The following is an 18,722-nucleotide window of genomic DNA, read 5'->3' as shown; positions in this document are numbered from 1 at the left end:
AAACACCCTAACGGGTGTTTTTTGCTTTCTGGCGCTTCATTTCTCTTCCTTGTGCAGAAAATCTTCTCATAACAGCGACTGGCTGTCGAAATAGGTTTTGATTCCGGCGAAAATCGATTCGGCTATCTGCTGCTGAAACTTGCTGGTGCGCAACTTGCGCTCCTCATCAAGATTACTGATAAATGCGGTTTCCACCAGCACGGAAGGTATATCCGGCGCTTTCAATACGGCAAAGCCAGCCTGATCGACGCGATTTTTATGCAGCCGATTCACCTTGCCCAGCCGGGTCAGAATTTCTTTGCCGAATTTCAGGCTGTCGCTGATGGTAACCGTCTGTACCAGATCAAACATGGTATGGTCGAGATAGCGATCGCCGCTCATGCTGACCCCGCCGATTAAATCCGACTCGTTCTGCGTTTGCGCCAGAAATCGGGCTGCGGTGCTGGTTGCGCCTTTCTTCGAAAGCGCGAAAACCGATGAACCTCTGGCCGCACGATTGGTGAACGCGTCCGCGTGAATGGAGATAAACAGGTCGGCCCGCTGCTTGCGCGCTTTCGCCACCCGCACGCGCAACGGAATAAACACATCCTCATTTCGGGTCATGTACGCTTTCATATTGGATTCGCGATCAATCAAGGTGCGAAGACGCCGGGCTATCTGCAACACAATATCTTTCTCGCGCGTTCTGTTTTTACCCACCGCGCCGGGATCTTCCCCGCCGTGGCCGGGGTCCAGCATAATCACCAACGGGCGATCGCGCCCGGCTTTACCCGCTTTCGGCGCCTCCGCCGGCAGCGTGCGTTCCAGATCGCCCTTATTGTAATCTTCCAGCAGCGCCAGCAGCGGATCTTCTTCGTTGTCATACCTGCCGACATCCGGGTAAAGATCGACAACCAGTCGATGCTTGAATTCCGCGACAGGGCTCAGCGTAAACAGCTTGGCGCTGGCGCCCTGCTTCAGTTCCAACACCAGCCGCACCGTACTTTTATCAAACTGGCCAATACGGGCCTCTTTAATCAGCGGATCGTTTTGCTGAAACTGACTGGGAATATTTTTCAGCACGCCATTCAGATGAATATCTTCAATATCCACTACGATGCGGCTTGGATTGCTGAGAGTAAACTGCTTGTATTTCAGTGGTTGGCTCGACTCCAGCGTGACGCGGGTATAGGAAGAGGAAGGCCAGACACGCACGGCGATCACCTGTGCTGTCGCCGCCATCCCGATGCCGCTCACACTTAACAGCCAGGTTGCCGCCGCGCTTTGCAGCAAGCGCCGCCGGGTCAAATTGTGATTTGAATAAGACATGCAACTCCGGTCTGATTACTGTGCTCTTGCCAAAAGCTGAAAGCAGAAAATAAGAAAATTGCCAAAAACTTTAACGAATCTCCGCTTCCCTGTCATGCAAAAATCAGGGGGATGCCGTATCTCCTTTTCCTTTCAAACCGAAGGAGGACACTTTTCCTTCGCACGCTCGGGTCATCTTATTGCCAATCGTATGGAAATAGCGCCGGTTGCCGCATTGCCAAAGCGTGAATGGGGTATTAATCTGAATAGGTTGGGAAAAGTCGGTTACTCGGCCTTTATTAGCGAAGAAATTGGGGGGATAAACGAGATGAATTTTGAATTTATATCCCAGGCTCCAGCACTGTGACTTACCCCTTGCCTTTTGTTCCATAAAGAATAAAAATACAAAAATTACGAATAAAAATTCAAAGAGGGCTCGCAGTGAAGGAACGTAGTACAGAACTGGTTCAAGGCTTCCGCCACTCAGTTCCTTATATCAATGCCCATCGCGGCAAAACCTTTGTCATCATGCTGGGCGGAGAAGCCATCGAGCATGAAAATTTCGCCAACATCGTCAATGATATCGGGCTATTGCACAGCCTGGGGATTAAGCTGGTCGTGGTTTATGGCGCCCGCCCGCAGATCGATGCCAATCTGACGACGCATCATCACGAGCCTCGCTATCACAAAAATACCCGCATAACCGACAGCGCCACGCTGGAGCTGGTCAAGCAGGCCGCCGGGATGTTGCAGTTGGACATTACGGCACGCCTGTCAATGAGTTTGAATAATACGCCGCTACAGGGAGCGCACATCAATGTCGTGAGCGGCAACTTTATTATCGCCCAGCCTCTTGGCGTGGATGACGGCGTGGACTACTGCCACAGTGGGCGCATCCGCCGTATTGATGAAGAAGCGCTGCATCATCAATTAAACAGCGGCGCGATTGTTTTGCTGGGGCCGGTGGCGGTTTCCGTTACGGGGGAAAGTTTCAACCTGACCTCTGAAGAGGTCGCGACCCAACTGGCGATCAAACTGAAAGCCGAGAAAATGATCGGCTTCTGTTCTTCACAGGGCGTGATTAACGAAGATGGCAACATCATTTCCGAACTGTTCCCAGACGATGCCCAACGGCGCATTGAAGCGCTGGAAGAGGGGGGGGATTACCATTCAGGCACGGTCAGGTTCCTGCGCGGCGCGGTGAAAGCCTGCCGCAGCGGTGTACGCCGCAGTCACCTGATCAGCTACCAGGATGATGGCGCTTTACTTCAAGAACTGTTCTCCCGCGACGGTATCGGTACGCAGATTGTAATGGAGAGCGCCGAACAGGTGCGCCGGGCAACCATTAACGATATCGGCGGAATTCTGGAACTGATTCGTCCGCTGGAGCAGCAGGGTATTTTGGTCAGACGCTCCCGCGAACAGTTGGAAATGGAAATCGACAAGTTTACCGTGGTCGTGCGCGATAACCTGACTATCGCCTGCGCAGCGCTCTATCCGTTCCCGGAAGAGAGCATCGGCGAAATGGCCTGCGTCGCGGTTCACCCGGATTATCGCAGTTCCTCACGCGGTGACATGCTGTTAAAGAGAATCGCCGCTCAAGCGCGCCAGCAGGGGCTGAGCAAACTGTTTGTTCTGACCACCCACAGCATCCACTGGTTTCAGGAACGCGGATTCTTACCGGCCGAAGTGGAAATGCTGCCGAAGAAAAAACAGGCGCTGTACAACTATCAACGCCGGTCAAAAATTCTGGTGCTGGATCTCTGATTTATCAGCCGCTGTGCGGCTTACTCCTCCACCATTAATGCGGTAATTCGCTCAACCAGTCCGCTATGCCGTTGGGTCGGCGTGTTCACCGCCCGGCACAGGATTTTCATATCCGCGTACAGCGACAGACGCTTACGGGCGCGGGTAACGGCGGTATAAACCAGTTCACGCGTTAACACCGGCAAAAAGTGATTTGGCAACACCAGCGCCGTATGCTCGAACTCCGACCCTTGCGATTTATGTACCGTCATCGCATAGGCCGTTTCATGAGGCGGTAAACGGCTGGGCGACACCGCCTTGAGCCTGCCGTCAGGCAACTGGAAATAGACCCGTAGTTCGCCCTTTTCATTCAGCAGCGTGATACCGATATCACCATTAAACAGCCCCAGCACCGCGTCATTACGCTCGATCATCACCGGACGACCAATATACCAAGGGTTAAGCGGGTTGCGGTTTCGGCTGATAAGCCCGGCTTTATGCAGCGCCTGTTCAATTCGCTGATTCAGCCCCGCGACGCCGAACGGCCCTTCGCGCAACGCGCACAACTGTCGGTAACGCTGAAACGCCAGCAGCACCGCTTCAGGACTCTCACCCGCCGCGATACGCTGTAAATAGTCACGATACCCCTCCACGCCCTGTTCCAGAATACGCGGGTAATCCTGCGTATCTGTCAGCGGCCGACAGGCAATATCCGTAAAGCCGTGGTTCAATACCGCCAGCACGCGCCGATCGTCACCGTTATTCACCGCCAGCGCCAACTGCCCGATACCTGAGTGCTGGTCGAAACGATAGCTTCTGCGCAGCAGACAGATAGTGTCGCCAACGGTAACCTGACTCGCCGGGCCAGCATCCAACTGGCAGCCCGTCAGCCGCTGTAACTGCTGCGCCCTGCTCTGGCTATATCCCGCTTCGGCGAAACGACAGATATCGCCCAGCACCGCCCCGGCCTCTACCGAAGCAAGCTGATCGCGATCGCCCAGCAGAATAAGTCTCGCCTGTTCGGGCAGTGCGGCGATCAGATTAGCCATCATCGGCAGATCGACCATCGAGGCTTCATCCACGACCAGGACATCCAGATGCAGCGGATTGCCCTGATGATGACGCAGACGCTGACTGTCCGGCACCGCACCCAATAAACGGTGCAGCGTCGCCGCTTCCTGTGGGAAGAGGTCGCGGTGCGCCTCGTTCAATGCAAAGCTGTTCAACGCCGTCCCCAGCGATTCGGTCAAACGGGCGGCCGCTTTACCCGTCGGAGCCGCCAGTTGAATCCGTAACGCATTCCCGCCGCGGTTTAACTGAATCAACGCGGCCAGCAGTTTGGCAACCGTCGTGGTTTTACCCGTACCCGGCCCGCCGGAAATAACGGCGATACGCCGGGTCAACGCCACCGCCGCGGCGATTTTCTGCCAGTCAGCATCCTTGCCCGCCGCAGGAAAAAGACTATCCAGCACGGCGCGAATCTGCGGTTCATTAACGGGCAGTTCCTGATGCTTACCGGCAATAAACGCGGCTACACGCCCTTCATTTTGCCAGCTTCGTTGCAGGTACAGCCTGCTTTGCTGCAATACCAGCGGCGTCGGCTGGCGACCGTCGCCGACCGCTTCTGACGACGATAAATGCCGCTGCCAATCGGCAGTCTCCGGTTGCCCAAGCAATGCCCCTATCTGCTGAGCCAGTTCATGGTCGCGGCCATCAAATAACCCTTGCGGCCGTAATCTCTCCAACGGTAAACACACGTTGCCCGCCCCTGATTGAGCACTCAGACAGGCGGCGGCCAGCAATAAATGAGGATGTCGATCATCCGCCAGCATTCTGGCGAACTGGATGTCCAGCGGCCGCAGCAGCCGACGCTGCAACGCCGTTTCGAGTAAACCAATCATAGCGCTCATGGCGTATCGGCCTCTTCTGTCTGATTTCCCCGAAATAAACGATCCAATCCGGCAATAAACGCGGCCTGCGGCCGACAATAAAACACCCCGTTAGCGGGATAACGATCGTCGAATCCACGTAAAAACAGATAAAACACGCCGCCAAAATGCCGTTCATAGTCATAGTCGGCGATGCGGTGGCGCAAATAACGGTGTAGCGCCAGACTATAAAGCTGATATTGCAGGTCATAGCGATGCTCGGCCATTGCCTGCGCCATGGCTGGCTGCGTGTAAGCGCCGGCATCCGCGCCCAGCCAATTAGATTTGTAGTCCAGCAGGTAATAGCGTCCTTTCCAGCGGAACACCAGATCTATAAACCCTTTCAGCATGCCCTGTACCTGCTGAAATGATAGCGGCGGACACCCGGCAGATAACGGGTCATAGCGTTTCGCCAGTTCATCAAGCCGCATGGCCTGCATCGGCGCCTCAATCGGCAAATAGAACTGCAACTCCGCACGTTTATGCTGCGTGTCCAGCGCCGATAGCCTAATACCGTCATCGTTGAGCGGCGTATTCAGGATTGCTTCCATCCACGTTCGCAGCACCGGATGCCAGACCGCATCCAGACCCTGCAACAACAGTTGTTCAGCCAGCCATGCGCCATTCACTGGCTGAGTAAAATCCAGCGTCTCAAACAGGCTGTGTAAAAATGTCCCCGGACTCGCCCCCCGCGGAAACGTATGGGGCGTAAATTGCGTTTCCTGCTCGTCGAGCCGTTCCCCCATCGCCTCAATATCCAGGCGGGGTATCAAGTCCTGCACCGCGGAAGAGCCGTGCTGCTGCAAACCGGAATAGCTGGTCACTCGCCAACCATCGCGCCATACCCGCTCACTGTGACGGGCCTGCAATTCCCGCCGAGCCGGTTCGTCCGGTTGCCAGGGCCGTTCATCGTCGGGTCGTACCAGGGTTACCGCCACCCCGTCGCCGGTCATTCCCCTGAGTTCGGTCACCAGCGTTGCCACATCCGCCTCTTTGCCCCGCTGGAGCAAATAGCCTAGGGCACTTTGGTGCATGTCGCTGCTTTGATCTTTCCTGCCTGAGCGTTGCAGCGGCGCAACGCCAACGCTGCAATGGTAGATTGAACGGGTCAGCGCCACATACAGCAGGCGCAAATCCTCGGCCAGCCGTTCTTCTTCCGCCAGCGCCTGGCTTTCTTCGCTGTTATGCAGATCAAGCAAAGCCTGATAACTGCTTCTGTCATGATAAACGCCCTGATCTTGAACCCGGAAATTGCTGACAAAAGGCAGCCAGACCAGCGGATACTCAAGCCCTTTCGATTTATGGATTGTCACGATCTGCACCAGATGACGATCGCTCTCCAGACGCAATTGTTGGTTCTCCGCCTGTGGATTGGGCTGGATAATCTGCTGTGAGAGCCAGCGAACCAATGCATGTTCGCTATCCAGCGCCGATGAAGCATCCTGCAATAATTCGCCGATATGCAGTACATCGGTCAGCCGCCGTTCGCCGTCACCGCTGGCAAGCAGGTTCTCCGCAAGTTGGCGGTGGCTCATCAGCGCGCGCAGCATTGGCAGCACGCCGCGCTGCCGCCAAAGCGCACGGTAGCCGGCAAATTCCTCGACCAGCGTATCCCAGTCGTCTTCACTACGGCTCAGGGTATCCAGCGCCGACGCATCCAACCCCACTAGCGATGTCGCCATCGCGCTGCGTAATGTTCTCTCTTGTTCAGGGGCCAGCACCGCCTGCAAGATCCACAGGACATCCCGCGCTTCCGGCGTGGTGAAAACGCTGTCGCGGTTGGACAGATACACCGACGGAATGGCAAGCCTGCTTAACGCCTCTCGCACCAAAGCGGCTTCGTGACGGCTGCGCACCAGAACGCTCATATCAGACGCCTGAACCAGACGGCGCCCTTTACCTGTATTCAGCCAGGCCTGCCCGCGCTGGCTGGCGGCCAGCCAGTCACGAATCTGCCCTGCGCATTGCCGTGCCATGCGCTGCTGATAATCCCCAACGCCAAGGGCTTCCTCGCCGGTCAGCCAAAACTGTAGCGCGGGTTGAGGTTCTCCGGCGATCTCGAAGAGCAGATCGCGCTTCGATTCGGCGGGTTCAACCGCCAGAAAGGGGATCTCTTTAAAAATAAACGGACAGTCAAGGCGCTGAAATAGACGGTTCACGCCCCGAACCATTTGATGCGATGACCGCCAGTTGGTATCCAGCGTGTAGTGTGCGCTCACTTCTGATCGGGCCCGCATATAAGTAAAAATATCCGCGCCGCGGAATGCATAGATCGCCTGTTTGGGATCGCCAATCAGCAGCAGGCCGCACTGCGGTTGCCCGCCATACAAGGTGCGGAAAATTCGGTATTGCTGCGGATCGGTATCCTGAAATTCGTCAATCATCGCAACCGGATAACGTTCCCGCACCGAACCGGCCAACCGGTCGCCACCCGGCTGTTGCAACGCCTCATCCAGCCGACTGAGTAAATCATCAAACCCCAATTCCGCACGCTGCCGTTTTTCCTCACGCACAGACTGACGAATTTCGCTTAGCGCCCGCACAATGACGACATCACGCAAAGAGAGCGATTCGCCCAGCAAGCAATCAACCGCTTCAAACACACGGTGTTCAGGCGCGTCGCCTTTCCTGGTCTTCTCCACCAGGATCCGTTGGCTAAACCTTTCCAGCTCTTTTGGCAATTGATAGTCCTTTGTCGGCTGTTCCGCCCACAGCGTGACTTTCTGTAACCAGTTGGGCAGGTGTTTACTGCTATAGCTGCGCTTATCCACACCGGACGCGCCGATCACCCCTTCCAGTTCCGCCGCCGACGCCAGCCATTGCTGCTTGAAAGCGTCGATTACAGCAATAACTTTCTGGTGCCGACTCAGTAGTGTTTCCCCCTCCTCTGGAGGATGACGAAAAACCGGACTCTCACCTTGCAGGTAAGGCATCAAATCAGAGAGCAAACTCTCCGGCCCGCTCCACGCCAGGCCGATAACCCGCGCCACATCCATTGGCAGCGCATAACAGTTGCGGCGCCAGAAATCCGCGCAGGCTTGACGCCGTAAAGGATGCTCATCCTCTATCAGCGCCTGCTCGAACAGGACGCCAGACTCAAACGCGTGAGTGCTCAATATGCGTTGGCAAAAACCGTGAATGGTATGGATAGCCGCCTCATCCATCTGCCGTTCAGCGGACAACAGCACCTCGGCGGCATCCTGACGATCCGGGATTTCAGCCAATAGCTCGCTCAACAGCGGATCGTTGCTTTCCCCACGGATGCAGGCAATACGCAGTCCGTGGATTTTCTCCCGTATCCGCTCGCGCAATTCTTCAGTGGCCGCTTCGGTAAAGGTGACAACCAGAATTTCTTCAACCAGTAATGGACGCGGATAAGCGGACTGCTTTCCCAACCCCAGCAGCAAACGCAGATACAGCGCCGCCAACGTATAGGTTTTCCCTGTCCCGGCCGATGCCTCAATCAGCCGCTCCCCCTGGAGCGGCAACGTCATGACGTTTAATGATTGCGGCGTAGTTTGTTTCATTTTGCCGTTGCCTCATTGACTGAAGCGGCGGTTTCAAATGAGGAAGCGCGTGCTTCACTCATCGACGGCGCGCTGACGATGGGCAGCGTTTTCTGTAATGAAGACGCATTCGGATAGGTCTGCCACCCCTGCGTCGCGGCATAATCCGTTTTACCATGGTGGCTGCCCGAAATTTGCGACAGCACGGCCAACCCCTGGGGTTTTAACGCCTGCTGGAAGAAATCCGCCAGTTGCGTTACCGTCAGCGGTTTGATTTCGGCAATCAGCTTCTCGCGGGTATCAAACGCAAAATTCTCCCGTTCCAAGTCATTGCGCAGGCGGCTGATTTCCTGATTCAGCGTCTGCGGCCGCTCACTCAACTCATTGATGACGCCCTGTTTGTACTGCGCAAACTCTTGCTCGCTCATCCCACGCAGGCGTTTTTCCGCTTCCTGATAAAAATCCTGATAGCGCTGGTTCAAATAGGCTGGCTGTTTGCTGTTGCTTTGCAGCAGAAAACCTATCCCCCATTGTCGCCCGATGGACATCGGGAACGCGAACACCGCGTAGCCAAGCTGCTCTTTCGTTCTCAATTGGTTGTAGAACCAGGGATGAAGAATCTGCCCCAACACGGAGCTGTATGCCATACTTTGCGTTTCGCTATAGCCGGCGGGAATATAAACCGCCGCCAACGCGGAATCCGTGCTGCTGCCGGTACGTTGCAGATTTGCCCGCTGCGCTTGTTCAATCCTGATTTCAGGACTGCGCCGCAGCGTCTCACCGACGCTTTTCAGGCGCGTTTTCAGCGTTTTCGCCAGTTCAGTGACCTCTTCAGGTTGCAGGTTACCGACCACCAGCATTTCCGGCGTCGACTGTTGTAGTAACGCCTTCCGATAATTCGCCAGTTCCTGCAAGCTGATGTCTTTCAGCAATTGACGACGCTCTTCACGTTCGGTGTAGGGCAGTTGAGACAGAGACTGAATTGGCTGTAAAGCCTGTTCAAACGCCTTCTCCTTTTCCGCCGAGTCCAACTGTTGCAAATACCAGGATTTGGCTTGCGCCAGTTGTTCCTCCGTCGAGGTAAAGGAAGAATAGCCATCGACCAGCGCCAGCAAGAGTTGCGGCAGGCGCTGGGTATAGCCATCCGCATTGATCGCCAGACCGTCATTAATCGTGGTTGAGAAGCTAATGCCACCCACCAACGCCTGATAGCTCAGTTCATCCAGCGCAAGACCGGCCAGATAATCATTCAGCGCAAACAACACCTGATTACGCGCGGTACTGCGGGCTTCCTGATTGCGCAGCAACAAACTAATTTCAGCTTTAGGCTCATCCGCGAAATAACGGCTTGGCATGTACAACACCCGTAACCCCGGCTCTTGCAGCAGGATTTTCGGGTGCGTCAGGCGGGTATCGCCCTTGATCAGAGAAAAATCATCCGGGATGTAAGGGTTGGTCGCGGGAAGCGACAGTGAAATCGTCTGCGCCAGCGCTCTCCATTTGGCAAAGGTCTGCGGCGGGATTTTGTCGGCCTGATACGGCGCGTCGACAAAGTAGGCAACCTTGTTATGCGGCTCATCCGGGCTAACCATCCAGATACGGGCGTTCTGAGGCGTCATGACATCCAGACGTTCCGCAATCGCTTTGGGATCGTACTGATCGGCGAGATACACGGCATCGAGCGTATGTTCGACCGGCACCCGCAACATGGTGTCAACCAGCCTCTCTATATAATCCATATCACGGCTGAGGGACGGATAGCGGAAATCCAGATCCAACACGCGGGCGATTTCGTCAAAATAACGCTGTTGGACACCTTCGCGGCGAATCTGCTGCAAATAGCTGAATATGGCGGCGATAACCTTATCCCGCTGCGCCAGGCCCTTCTCCGTCAACGATGCTGAAATGGCAAAGACACCGCCGTTACGATCGATAACCGGGTCCGCACCCGCACCAATCGATTCAACCAGCCCCTCTTTTTGCAGCCAGTCGGACAGCGTGTTCCGGCTGCGGTTACCGATCAAATAGCTGATGTAGGTATCGGTTTTACTGCGGAATGCCTGACTATTGTTATCGACTCTGAATTCGATACGCAGCTGTTTCCTCGGCTGCGCCGGAACATAGTGGATCATCAAACCGCGCTGTTTTTCGGTCGCCACAGGGACGGTAATAGCGGGAACGCTGGCTTGATGATTGGCAATACGGCCAAACGTCTCCGCAGCCAGCTTTGCCAACGCAGGCAGCGGTTGATTGCTATAAATCACGCCTTTCATCAGATTGGCGGAGTAGTAGCGTTGGTAAAATTTCACCAATTCATCATGCAGTTTACTGCCGGGCTTATCGCTGAGCGTTTCAAGATTACCGCCGTAAAAACGCGCGCTGGGGTGCGCGGGGTTTAGCGTCTCCGCCCCGACCTGACCCATGCGTTGACCGTCATTCGAGCGCGCCAAGGTCATTTCGGCGTTGATCGCATTACGTTCGCGATCGGCATTTACCGGATCAAGCAGCGGTTCGGCAATGGCGTCGGCCAGCCGATCCACCGCAGGTTGCAGCGCGTCATTTTCCACTTCCAGATAAAATGCCGTGCGATAGGACGCGGTACTGGCATTATGACTGCCGCCATGTTTTTTCAGAAACTCGGACAGCGCTTCAGGTTCGGGATAACGTTTGGAGCCCATCAAAACCATATGTTCAAGATAATGCGCCAGCCCCAGTTGACTGTTCGGATCGTCAAGCGATCCTACCGGCAAAGCCAATGACGCCAGGGATTTGGTGGCCTGCGGATCTGAAACCAGCAGTACCGTCATCCCGTTATCCAGTTTTACCGCCTGGTACTTCCGCGGATCGTTCTCACTTTTACGGATAGTCTGAGCAAGGGGTTGCCAACCGGTCTCAGCCCAACTCAGCGGAAGCCAGAAAGTGAATAAAAAAACCAATCCGGTAATCCAGACAAACTGTTTACGCATGCAATTCTCCAATACTCAACATCAATCAAGCCAGATTAGAACGAATCGGCGGCAGCAACCAGATTTGCGCCGCCTCAATCACCTCATTCATTCGTCTTTCATCCAATTCGCGCACCATTCGTTGCAGATAGTAATCCTCCCCCTCCCCCGGCTGCCCCTTATTGCCCTGCCAGGCTAATAGCAGTTTGGCGCGCGCTTTGCGCTGTGTTTCATCATCCCATTGAATATCATCACTTTCGCGATCGTAGCATTGCGTTAACCAAGCGCTGCCCGATTTGTTGAGCAGCAGCAATGGCTGGTTCATTCCTTGCTGATAGCCGTCCAGTATCTGTTGCAGGAACGCCTGCGCCTGCTGCGCGGACACGGGCGCGAATCGCCATGCCGTTTTTTCACGCCCGTACATCCGGCTTTCGCCCTGCCCTCCCGAAAGGCAATAGACCAGATGCTCCAGCCACAGCGTCATGCCGTCCGTCATCGAGAGTTTTCCGGGACGCCATCGCAGCAGACCGTCGGGCAGCACCTGAGCCAGCCAGCCACGGATATGCCTATCATCGATTCGGATATCGATTTCCAGACTTTCCGCTGCGTCCGGCGTCATTTCCTCACGTATGCGCGCGGCCAGATCCGTCATTTCCTCCTGCTGCGACTGCCAGTAAAGTTCGCCAAAGGCGCCAAAGGGCAAGCCTCCCGCGGCACGGACACGCCGATACAACCGATCAGGATCTTCCTCGGCGATCAACGTGTTAAGCAGTTCGGTATTCAACTGATAGCGACTCAGGTTATCGACGGTGAAGGGTTCCTCATCAAGCAGTTCATCGTTTTGCAGCATGAAACTCACCCCCAACCGAAGCTGGAAAAAAGCCCGGATCGGATGCCGGTAAAAGCGTTTTAACGCGTCTAGGCTGATATCGGTATAGCGCACCTGAGGAAGTTCGCTATCAAAATCGGGCTGGGACTGTCCCTGCCGTCTGGCGGCCGCCAGCCATTCCGACGCAAAGCTCTGCGGCGCCGGCTCCGCCAGGAAGTTTTTTGCATCAAATGGCATTCGACTATGTTCGTAACGCAGATGGCGCGCCACGCGCTCCGCGCTGTCATCAATATCAAGCGCTTCATCCCCCGGCAGATAGTGGCTTTGCGCAATGTATTCCGTCAGCTCACTGACCAGCACGGAAGGATAGCGGCGGGTATTATCCTGTATCGAACGGCCAATATAGCTGATATACAGTTTGCTTTGCGCGGACAGCATCGCTTCCAGAAACAGGTACCGATCGTCATCACGCCGGCTGCGATCGCCTCGTTTGGTGTTTTTCCCCATCAGATCGAACCCAAGAGGCGGCAGCGTCCGCGGGTAAACACCGTCATTCATCCCCAGCAGGCATACCACCTTGAAGGGAATCGAACGCATGGGCATCAGCGTACAGAAATTGATGGTTCCAGCCAGAAAACGCTGGCTGAGCCGCTCTTGATCGAGCCGGTGGGATAATTCATCACGCAACAACGAAACCGGTACGGCCTGCGGATAGCGCGCTGCCATTCCCATGCCAAGCACCTGCTGCCACTGTTTCTCTATCAGGGCCAGCACCGCTTCCGTCTCGCTGTCGGCATCAAAAAAGGTTTCCAACAACTGCCGGCACAGAGGCAGCCAGTCCGCCAACGAGCGGGGTTGCCGCAGACGTTGACGCCACACGTTAAGCTGCATCAGCAATTCAGCCAGTTGTCCGGCGAGTTCCGCCACCAGACCGCTGGATTCGTCGTAAGGCAATACCCCTTGCCACTCCCCGGCCCGACTGTCCATAGCGTAACCCAGCAGCATTCTCGTCAACCCGAAACGCCAGGTGTGCTGTCCCGTAGGGGGGAGCGCCAGCTCACGAACGTTATCGTCATCCAATCCCCAGCGAATACCCGACTCCGCCACCCATAAACGCAAACGGCGCAACCCTTCTTCCTGAATACCGAAACGCGCCGCCAACGCGGGAACTTCCAGCAACGTCAAAACCTGCTCGGCGGTAAAACGGCTATTGGGTAAATCCAACAGGCTGATGACCGCCTGTAACGCCGGGTGAGCGTGCCGCGCCCGCCGATCGGAGATCGCAAAAGGCAGATGGCGTTCCACCGGGGCATTGCCAAATACGGCCTGGATAAACGGCGTATAGCCGTCGATGTCCGCCATCATGACGATAATATCGCGCGGCGTCAGTTCCGGGTCATCGGCCATCATAGCCAATAGCCGATCGTGCAACACTTCGACTTCACGCTGCGGGCTGTGGCAGGCGTGGATCTCAATAGAGCGATCGTGGCGATCCAGCGGGCGTTTCTTCACGCTGGTTTCCAGCGACGCCTTGCTAACGGCCACCACCGTGCGATCTTCCAGTTCCAGAATATCGTGCTGGAGGGTTTGCAGCAGGTTATCGGCATCCAGTTCCACAAACGCATCCACTTCCTGCACATCATCAAGTTCGGCCAGCAGATACAAATGATCGCGGCCCAGCTTACCCCAGGAGGCCAGCAATGGATTATTGAGCCGCTGTTCTCCTTCAACGTTGAACAATCCATCCGCCTGTTGTGGATCGCGAAATAGCGGCCGGCAGTTTTCAGGCTGGGCGCTGTCCCAGCGATGCAATCGGCGATGACGGGTTTTCAGCCTGGCCAGGAATTTGTAATCCTGAATGTCGCTCCAGTAGTGCCGGCAAGGGTTGGTAAACAACAGATGCACATCAATGTGACGGGCCAGCGCGCGCAACGCCTGCAAATAGATCGGCGGCAAAGCGGAAATACCACAGATGAAAACCCGCGGCGGCAGCCCGGCCGGGCAGGTTTTTGCCTGCTCCAGCGTTTGAATAAAACGTTGATACAAAATCGCATGGTGCCATTCGGGTTGTTGCAGTTCCCGGGTGTAATCAACCAATGCTCGCCATAAAGCCGCCTGCCAGGACTGGTTTACCCCCAGCCCGTCCACCGTATTACCCGCTTGCCATTGCGCGATCCACTGCGGACGGTAAATCAGATATTGATCAAAAAGGTCGGCAATACGTCCGGCAAGCTGGTATCGCTTACGTTGATCTTCGTCATCCCGCAGGTAATGGCGCAAGGGGGCAAAATCAGGCTGTTCCAACTGTTCGGGAAGCAAATGCATCAATTTCCAGGTCATCGCCTCCTTGCTGAAAGCGCTCTCTTTCGGTATATCGGGCAAAACGTGACGGCACATCTCCCACAAAAAAACGCCGGGCAGTGGAAAATGGATGTTGGCGGCGATGCCAAAATGCCCGGCCAGTTCAATCTGCAACCACTGAGCCATTCCGGGGCTTTGCACCAGAACCACTTCCTGTTGAAAAGGGTCTTGGAGCGGCTGACGTTTAATCAGCTCGACCATCAGCCTTTTCAAAATATCCAACTGGTTGGAATGATAAACCGTAAACATTCTGGCTCCTGTCATGCCGCTGCGTGTGACCTGTTATTCATTAACGGATTGTGCCGCCGGACAAAACCAGCGGGTAAGCCGCGCCTGATAGTTTCCCGGCGTGACAACGGTCGCGGTCACTTTCCTGCATTCCACCGTCAGCCTTTGCACTGACAAACCGGACCGCCACCCCCGTCCGAACCCATTAGTGTACTGCACTCCCGCCTCATATGCTTCCAACTGCTGCATGACCAGCCGCCATGCCTGCCGCTGCTGCCATTGAAGCAGAAATGACTGTTGCAGCACCTGGTGATATTGCAGTAATCCCAGCAGCGACACCGTTAACAGCAACGCCGCAACCAGCGTTGCCGGCAGACTGAACCCCTTCTGCGGGTAAAGACGGCTGGCCACCACGCGGTTATTCCGGGCCGGCACAGCGTTCGGCCTCTTTATCCGGGCAAAAATCCAGCCAGCCGCGGGACACGGCCTGTAGCGGACTACGGTCTGATTCCGAACCAGAAAAAGCCACCCGTTGATACAGGAAAAGCGGCTGACGTAGGGACGGTAGCACGCCCTCTCCGCGCAATAAACCCAGACCCTCATCAGACGCTTTTTTCAGACACACGTTCAGCGCATCCGTTGCCAGCGTCCGGCACGTCCAATTATCCCGTAATTCGGGCCAGTCTAAATACAGCCCCCAGTTCAGGGAGGATAACGCCTGGTTAAACGCCCTCAGGTAGTGGCGCTCCTCATTTCCCCTTTGTACCGCCGCATCAAGCTTGCGCTGTAAACCAGACATGAGCAACAGCCCAATAGCGGAAATCAGCATCACCATGACCAGCGTACCGCTGCCGCACTCACTTCTGTTTTTCATTGATTTCGTCCCCGGATTAAACGCGTGATGGCGCGCTGAATGGCAGGCCGTTTCGTCCAGAATCCAGTCAGCTGCAATTCGTACAGCGTGCTCCCCGCCGCGCCCCCCAAAGGCTGTATCTGAAAGTGCGTAAGTATGACTTCCCGCGGATCGAAGAGTTTCTCCCAGCGATCGCCCTGACAGTTGTGCGCACCACTCTGGATCTCCAGCGTCCCGGCGCGCAGACGATAGCCAAAAGACTCTCCTTCCTGTTGTTCTCCCCCGTCCCAGGTGCCATTCCGATTCAGATCGTAAGAGACATTAAGACAACTGTTGGCCTGTTCTCCCGGATAGCGTCCCAGCGTTATCGGCGTCCCCCGACACTCGCCGGCGCAGAAACCCGCGCGGCGGATATCTTTTTCAATACCGTAGGCTACCTGGCTGAAAAGCTGTTCCAACCGGAAATACTGCGCGCTGTTTTGGCTCTGGCTGCGCAGAATGGGATACCACTGTGCCGCAGACAGCATAATCAGACTGCTCAGGCTCAACGCCAGCAATATTTCGGGCAGCGTGAAGCCCGTGTGCAAGGCTCTTAGCATAGCGGGATCGCCAGAACCTGCCGCTCTTCACTGCACAGCCGCATGCGCCCGCGCACTGAAATAACCAGGCGTAATCTCCCAGCCGGACTCATCAGCGTCATGTGTCCGGCCTGCGCAGTATTGCGCAAACCATAAAAAGCAAAGCTATCGCGGGTCGCCTTTGCTACCGAAATCTCTTTGACTGTGGGGACATACTGCAAACTGTTCTCTTCACCACAGCCTATATCTTCCACCTGACGCCCGGCATCGCTGACGATACACCAGCGTCCTCCCTGCTGTATCAGCCATGCCGTGCGAGTTTGGTTATACCAATAGGCATTGGCCTGAACCCGGTTGAAAAAATCCAGTAATTGTTGTGCGCTCTGCTCCAGACGCAGCGCCTGTTGATAACCTGTCCATGCGTACAGGCCACCGCCAGTCAATAATGCTGCGATTGCCAAAACGCTCAATATCTCAAGCAAGGTAAACCCCCGCCGTTGCCGATGATTTATATTCATGTGAGCAGTGTAGGGATTTTCGTCATTCAATACAGTTAATTAGCGATTTTATGCCTACCGCCGCGCAATGTTTTATTGCAACGATGTAACTGCGGAAAACGCCTGCGGGGAGACAGGTGGAAACCGGCGGCGATGCGCCGGCGAAGGGAACAGAATAGGTACAACAATGCGATTAAAAAAGGCCGCGGAAGCGGCCTTAACGCATGAAGCTCAACAGTTATATTAAATCGCCACCGGCGCTTTGATTGCCGGATGCGGATCGTAACCTTCGATGTCAAAATCCTCAAAACGGTAATCAAACAGCGTATCAGGTCGGCGTTTGATCACCAGTTTCGGCAGCGTTCGCGGTTCACGGCTCAATTGCAGATGAGTCTGTTCCATATGGTTGTTGTAAAGGTGGGTGTCGCCGCCGGTCCAGACAAAATCCCCGACATCCAGATCGCACTGTTGTGCCACCATGTGCACCAGCAGCGCATAGCTGGCGATATTAAACGGTAGCCCCAGAAATACATCACACGAGCGTTGGTAAAGTTGGCAAGATAATGTTCCGTCGGCGACATAGAACTGAAAAAAAGCGTGGCAAGGCGCCAGGGCCATTTTATCCAGTTCCCCGACGTTCCAGGCCGAAACAATAATGCGGCGGGAGTCAGGCTCCTGATTCAACTGCGTCAGCACATTTTTCAACTGATCGATCTGACGCCCGTCGGCCGCGCCCCAGGCGCGCCATTGTTTACCGTATACCGGGCCGAGATCGCCGTTTTCATCCGCCCACTCATCCCAGATACTGACTTTGTTCTCATGCAGATACGCAACGTTGGTATCGCCATTCAGGAACCACAGCAGTTCGTGAATAATGGACCGCAGATGACAGCGCTTGGTTGTGACCAGCGGAAAACCTTCCTGCAAATTGAACCGCATCTGGTGACCGAAAATAGAGCGGGTGCCGGTGCCGGTGCGGTCCGCCTTAGGCGTCCCTTCCTCAAGCACTTTTTTCATCAGATCCAGATACTGTTTCATACAACCTCACCGCAAATATTAAAGAGATAACGCCTGACAATTACTGTGATAATGGCTTGCGACGATACGCCCACACCATCATCAAAACGCCCGCAATCACCATCGGAATCGAAAGAATTTGTCCCATGCTGAAAATATCGCCGAACAGCCCCAATTGCGCGTCCGGTTGGCGGAAGAACTCCGTAATAATGCGGAACATGCCATAGCCAATCAGGAATAGCCCGGAAACGCTGCCCATCGGACGCGGTTTACGGATAAAAAGATTCAAAATAATGAACAGGGCAATGCCTTCAAGCGCCATTTGATACAACTGTGACGGGTGGCGAGGCAACATACCGTATTGGTTAAAAATGGCCTGCCATTGCGGGTTTTGCGCAACCAGTTCCAAATCTTCGGCACGAGAACCGGGGAACAGCATGGCCCACGGCGTATTCGTGGTAACTCGTCCCCAAAGCTCACCGTTAATAAAGTTGCCCAAACGACCGGCCCCCAAGCCGAAAGGGATCAACGGCGCAATAAAATCAGACACCTGAAAGAAATGACGTTTGGTTTTGTGAGCGAACCACAGCATGACAACAATGACGCCAACCAGACCGCCGTGGAACGACATGCCACCATCCCAGACTTTAAACAGGTAGAGCGGGTTTTCCAGAAAGGAGGGAAACGCATAGAACAGGACATAACCCAGCCGTCCGCCGACAAAAACGCCGAGGAACCCCATGTAGAGCAAGTTTTCGACTTCATCTCTCTTCCAGCCGCTGCCTGGTTTGTTGGCCCGGCGGCTGGCCAACCACATGGCGAACACAAAACCCACCAAATACATCAGTCCATACCAGTGCAGCGCCACCGGCCCAATTGAAAAAATTACCGGATCAAACTGAGGAAACGCCAGATAGCTCGTCGTCATCGTTCACCACATATTTTGT

At 55.2% G+C, this 18,722-nt stretch carries 13 protein-coding genes; 2 read left to right on the top strand and 11 right to left on the bottom strand.

What is annotated here, in order from left to right:
• Positions 1-66 precede the first annotated feature (66 nt).
• Positions 67-1,308 carry an N-acetylmuramoyl-L-alanine amidase AmiC gene (gene amiC / locus EH207_RS03620; RefSeq protein ID WP_137712774.1) on the bottom strand — a complete coding sequence of 414 codons (1,242 nt, stop codon included), beginning with the start codon at positions 1,306-1,308 and terminating at the stop codon, positions 67-69.
• Positions 1,309-1,366: 58 nt separating this feature from the next.
• Here amiC and EH207_RS03615 point away from each other — a divergent pair, with 58 nt between their 5' ends.
• Positions 1,367-1,654: a hypothetical protein gene (locus tag EH207_RS03615; protein ID WP_137712773.1), complete on the top strand. Its 288-nt coding sequence runs from the start codon at positions 1,367-1,369 to the stop codon at positions 1,652-1,654.
• A gap of 74 nt (positions 1,655-1,728) precedes the next feature.
• Positions 1,729-3,054, top strand: a complete 1,326-nt coding sequence (argA, locus tag EH207_RS03610) for an amino-acid N-acetyltransferase (RefSeq protein WP_137712772.1) — start codon at positions 1,729-1,731, stop codon at positions 3,052-3,054.
• Positions 3,055-3,074: 20 nt separating this feature from the next.
• On the opposite strand, the gene recD is transcribed toward argA, so the two are convergent.
• From recD to lgt, 10 genes are all read right to left on the bottom strand, one after another.
• Positions 3,075-4,934, bottom strand: a complete 1,860-nt coding sequence (recD, locus tag EH207_RS03605) for an exodeoxyribonuclease V subunit alpha (RefSeq protein WP_137715254.1) — start codon at positions 4,932-4,934, stop codon at positions 3,075-3,077.
• Positions 4,935-4,939: 5 nt separating this feature from the next.
• On the bottom strand, positions 4,940-8,488 hold the full coding sequence (gene recB, locus EH207_RS03600) for an exodeoxyribonuclease V subunit beta (RefSeq protein WP_137712771.1): 3,549 nt from the start codon (positions 8,486-8,488) through the stop codon (positions 4,940-4,942).
• Positions 8,485-11,433, bottom strand: coding sequence for a pitrilysin (gene ptrA, locus EH207_RS03595; protein ID WP_137712770.1), 2,949 nt, complete (start codon positions 11,431-11,433; stop codon positions 8,485-8,487). The genes recB and ptrA overlap by 4 nt, the downstream gene beginning before the upstream one ends.
• A 25-nt stretch (positions 11,434-11,458) precedes the next feature.
• The gene (gene recC, locus EH207_RS03590; protein ID WP_137712769.1) at positions 11,459-14,851 is read right to left on the bottom strand and encodes an exodeoxyribonuclease V subunit gamma; all 3,393 of its coding nucleotides are present in this window, start codon (positions 14,849-14,851) and stop codon (positions 11,459-11,461) included.
• Between the two features lie 33 nt (positions 14,852-14,884).
• Entirely contained in the window at positions 14,885-15,265 is a 381-nt protein-coding gene (locus tag EH207_RS03585) for a prepilin-type N-terminal cleavage/methylation domain-containing protein (protein WP_246048935.1), read from the bottom strand.
• Positions 15,249-15,704 carry a YgdB family protein gene (locus tag EH207_RS18305; protein ID WP_246048934.1) on the bottom strand — a complete coding sequence of 152 codons (456 nt, stop codon included), beginning with the start codon at positions 15,702-15,704 and terminating at the stop codon, positions 15,249-15,251. The genes EH207_RS03585 and EH207_RS18305 overlap by 17 nt, the downstream gene beginning before the upstream one ends.
• Positions 15,701-16,282, bottom strand: a complete 582-nt coding sequence (locus tag EH207_RS03575) for a prepilin peptidase-dependent protein (protein WP_137712768.1) — start codon at positions 16,280-16,282, stop codon at positions 15,701-15,703. The genes EH207_RS18305 and EH207_RS03575 overlap by 4 nt, the downstream gene beginning before the upstream one ends.
• On the bottom strand, positions 16,276-16,779 hold the full coding sequence (locus EH207_RS03570) for a prepilin peptidase-dependent protein (protein WP_137712767.1): 504 nt from the start codon (positions 16,777-16,779) through the stop codon (positions 16,276-16,278). The genes EH207_RS03575 and EH207_RS03570 overlap by 7 nt, the downstream gene beginning before the upstream one ends.
• Positions 16,780-17,001: 222 nt before the next feature.
• Entirely contained in the window at positions 17,002-17,796 is a 795-nt protein-coding gene (gene thyA / locus EH207_RS03565; protein ID WP_137712766.1) for a thymidylate synthase, read from the bottom strand.
• Positions 17,797-17,836: 40 nt separating this feature from the next.
• Positions 17,837-18,703: a prolipoprotein diacylglyceryl transferase gene (lgt, locus tag EH207_RS03560; protein WP_137712765.1), complete on the bottom strand. Its 867-nt coding sequence runs from the start codon at positions 18,701-18,703 to the stop codon at positions 17,837-17,839.
• Between the last annotated feature and the right edge of the window lie 19 nt (positions 18,704-18,722).

It is taken from the genome of Brenneria rubrifaciens (assembly GCF_005484945.1).
GTDB lineage: Bacteria > Pseudomonadota > Gammaproteobacteria > Enterobacterales > Enterobacteriaceae > Brenneria > Brenneria rubrifaciens.
The sequence above is the reverse complement of the archived record's forward strand: the minus strand, read 5'-3'. Positions and strand labels throughout refer to the sequence as shown.

Excerpts from the sequence above, each read along its gene's own strand:
- ptrA (WP_137712770.1), bottom strand. The coding sequence starts at position 11,433 with ATGCGTAAACAGTTTGTCTGGATTACCGGATTGGTTTTTTTATTCACT.
- thyA (WP_137712766.1), bottom strand. The coding sequence starts at position 17,796 with ATGAAACAGTATCTGGATCTGATGAAAAAAGTGCTTGAGGAAGGGACG.
- recD (WP_137715254.1), bottom strand. The coding sequence starts at position 4,934 with ATGATTGGTTTACTCGAAACGGCGTTGCAGCGTCGGCTGCTGCGGCCG.
- EH207_RS18305 (WP_246048934.1), bottom strand. The coding sequence starts at position 15,704 with ATGAAAAACAGAAGTGAGTGCGGCAGCGGTACGCTGGTCATGGTGATG.
- lgt (WP_137712765.1), bottom strand. The coding sequence starts at position 18,703 with ATGACGACGAGCTATCTGGCGTTTCCTCAGTTTGATCCGGTAATTTTT.
- EH207_RS03575 (WP_137712768.1), bottom strand. The coding sequence starts at position 16,282 with ATGCTAAGAGCCTTGCACACGGGCTTCACGCTGCCCGAAATATTGCTG.
- recC (WP_137712769.1), bottom strand. The coding sequence starts at position 14,851 with ATGTTTACGGTTTATCATTCCAACCAGTTGGATATTTTGAAAAGGCTG.
- recB (WP_137712771.1), bottom strand. The coding sequence starts at position 8,488 with ATGAAACAAACTACGCCGCAATCATTAAACGTCATGACGTTGCCGCTC.
- amiC (WP_137712774.1), bottom strand. The coding sequence starts at position 1,308 with ATGTCTTATTCAAATCACAATTTGACCCGGCGGCGCTTGCTGCAAAGC.
- EH207_RS03570 (WP_137712767.1), bottom strand. The coding sequence starts at position 16,779 with ATGAATATAAATCATCGGCAACGGCGGGGGTTTACCTTGCTTGAGATA.